Source organism: Micromonospora globispora (assembly GCF_003857015.1).
GTDB lineage: Bacteria > Actinomycetota > Actinomycetes > Mycobacteriales > Micromonosporaceae > Micromonospora > Micromonospora globispora.
Genome location: NZ_QGGF01000660.1, coordinates 1 through 2,018 on the forward strand (window position 1 = coordinate 1; position 2,018 = coordinate 2,018).

The following is a 2,018-nucleotide window of genomic DNA, read 5'->3' on the forward strand; positions in this document are numbered from 1 at the left end:
CCTCGGTCTGCGGCCCCCGCCTGGCCGAACCCCCCATCACCCTGCGCTGACCCAGATCCGCATGCTGATCATGGAGTTGGCGGCACGTGGGGCGATCAACTCCGCCGTCAACTTCATGGTCAACGACGGCACCCGGACCGGGAGGGGGGTCAGGCGGTGTAGTGCTGGTCGTGGGCCTGGCGGGGGCCGCAGACCGAGGCGCGGCTGCACGAGCAGCGGGAGCCGTCCGCGTCCAGCCGGACGGTGACCGAGTCGCGGGGGACGCTGTGGCCGACCACCCGGCCCTCGCCCTCCGGCGTGGAGACACGGCTGCCGATCGCCGGGGCGGACTCCTGGAACCGCTGGTACAGCGGGTGCTCGTACTTCAGGCAACACATCAGCCGGCCGCACGCGCCGGAGATGCGCATCGGGTTGGGCGGCAGATCCTGGTCCTTGGCCATCCGGATGGTGACCGGCTCGAAGTCGGTGAGGAAGGTGGCGCAGCACAGGTCCCGGCCGCAGGAGCCGATCCCGCCCTGCACCCGCGCCGAGTCCCGGGCGGAGAGCTGCCGCAGCTCCACCCGGCAGTGCAGGGTCGCCCCGAGGTCCCGCACCAGCGACCGGAAGTCCACCCGGTGCGGCGCGGTGAAGTAGACGGTGGTCCGGTCGCTGCCCGTCTCCGGACTGCCGAGCACGTGGTCGACGGCCACCACCTTCATCGGCAGGCCGTGCTCGCGGATCAGCCGCTTCGCAGCGACCTTCGCCTCGGCCTTGCGCCGGCGCAGCAGGTCGTCGCGGCGCAGATCCTCCTCCTGGGCCAGCCCGGCCAGCTTCGGAAAGCCGTCAGTGTCCTCCGAGACCCACTGCGCCGCCCAGACGCACTCGGCCACCTCGGGGCCGTCGTCCGTGGGCACCAGCACCCGGTCGCCCACCTGCGGGCGCAGCTCGCCCGGGTCCAGGTAGTAGAGGCGCCCGTACCGGTTGAAGCTGACCGCGCAGAGCATGCCCATGCCCTCACCCTACGTCGCGCCGCCGGTCCCGGCCCGGCCGGCCGTTGCCGGACCGTCACCCGGCGCAGCGATTCACGGTCGTCGACTCGACCGACCGGCACCGGCCCGTTGTGTCGTTGATCCTCGACCGGACGGTTGAAACCTGCCCGGCACCGGGGACAAACGGCCGCGGGCGGCGTTGAGTGAAACCAGACCTGCGGGGGGTGCAGGGGAAAGCCACGGCGCCGCCGCCGGAGCCCGGTCACACCGACTCTGTGCGCGGCGCCGTGGACCGTGCCCGGGGCCTCGGCGCGCACGGAACGGGCTTCAGGGGCCGATCCGGGTCGGGGCGTCGTACCGGGGCGCGCTCGGCGTCCGCTCCCGCCAGGTCGTCTCGGCCAGGCTCGGCGACCACTGCCGCAGCAGCGTCTCGGCACCGTCGTACGCCACACCGAGCACCGCGAGCACCCGGGCCGCGATCTCGGCCGCCGCCAGCGCCCCGGCGGAACCGTCGCCCCTCGGCGACCGGGCGGCGCCGTGCACGATGACCGCCTCGGCCGAGCCCAGCACGTCGGCCAGGGCCCGGGCCAGGGCGAGCCGGCTTCCCTCCACCCAGTCGGCCAGCGCGTCGGCGTACCCGGCGGTGGACTCCAGCCGCCCGACCAGGCTCTCCGGCCCCTCGTCGAGGTGCCGCAGCAGGGCCACCCGCGCCTCGTCGTACGCGGCGGCGGCCGGCCCCGACCAGGCGACCGGGTCGCTCAGGGCGGCGGAGGCGTCGTCGTACCCCCGGACGAGACGGCGCACCGCGTCACCGGCGGTCGCCAGCGGCGCCGGGTGGAGGTCGAGGAACTGGCGCACGGCGTCGCCGGGCAGCACCTGCATTCGGCGCAGCAGCGGCCAGAGCCGGTGCCCGTCCGGTGCGCCGGCGGCGAGCAGCGTGTCGACCCGGGCGAGCAGATCCAGCCCGGGCTCGGCGAGACGGTCCAGGGCGTCCATCAGGCCTCCCGGGTCAGCCGTCGCCCGGCGGTGTCGTCGGTGTCGGCGTACCGG

At 74.9% G+C, this 2,018-nt stretch carries 2 protein-coding genes; both read right to left on the reverse strand.

What is annotated here, in order from left to right; all coding sequences use genetic code 11:
- Nucleotides 1–149: 149 nt before the first annotated feature.
- Nucleotides 150–989 (reverse strand): PSP1 domain-containing protein, encoded by an 840-nt coding sequence (locus DKL51_RS31555; RefSeq protein ID WP_109944163.1) that lies wholly within the window; start codon nucleotides 987–989, stop codon nucleotides 150–152.
- 306 nt (nucleotides 990–1,295) lie between these two features.
- Complete coding sequence (locus tag DKL51_RS31560) at nucleotides 1,296–1,964, reverse strand: hypothetical protein (protein WP_109944162.1); 669 nt, start codon at nucleotides 1,962–1,964, stop codon at nucleotides 1,296–1,298.
- Between the last annotated feature and the right edge of the window lie 54 nt (nucleotides 1,965–2,018).

What these genes read in the sequence shown, in the direction of transcription:
- DKL51_RS31555 (WP_109944163.1), bottom strand. Translation starts at nt 989, where the DNA reads ATGGGCATGCTCTGCGCGGTCAGCTTCAACCGGTACGGGCGCCTCTAC.
- DKL51_RS31560 (WP_109944162.1), bottom strand. Translation starts at nt 1,964, where the DNA reads ATGGACGCCCTGGACCGTCTCGCCGAGCCCGGGCTGGATCTGCTCGCC.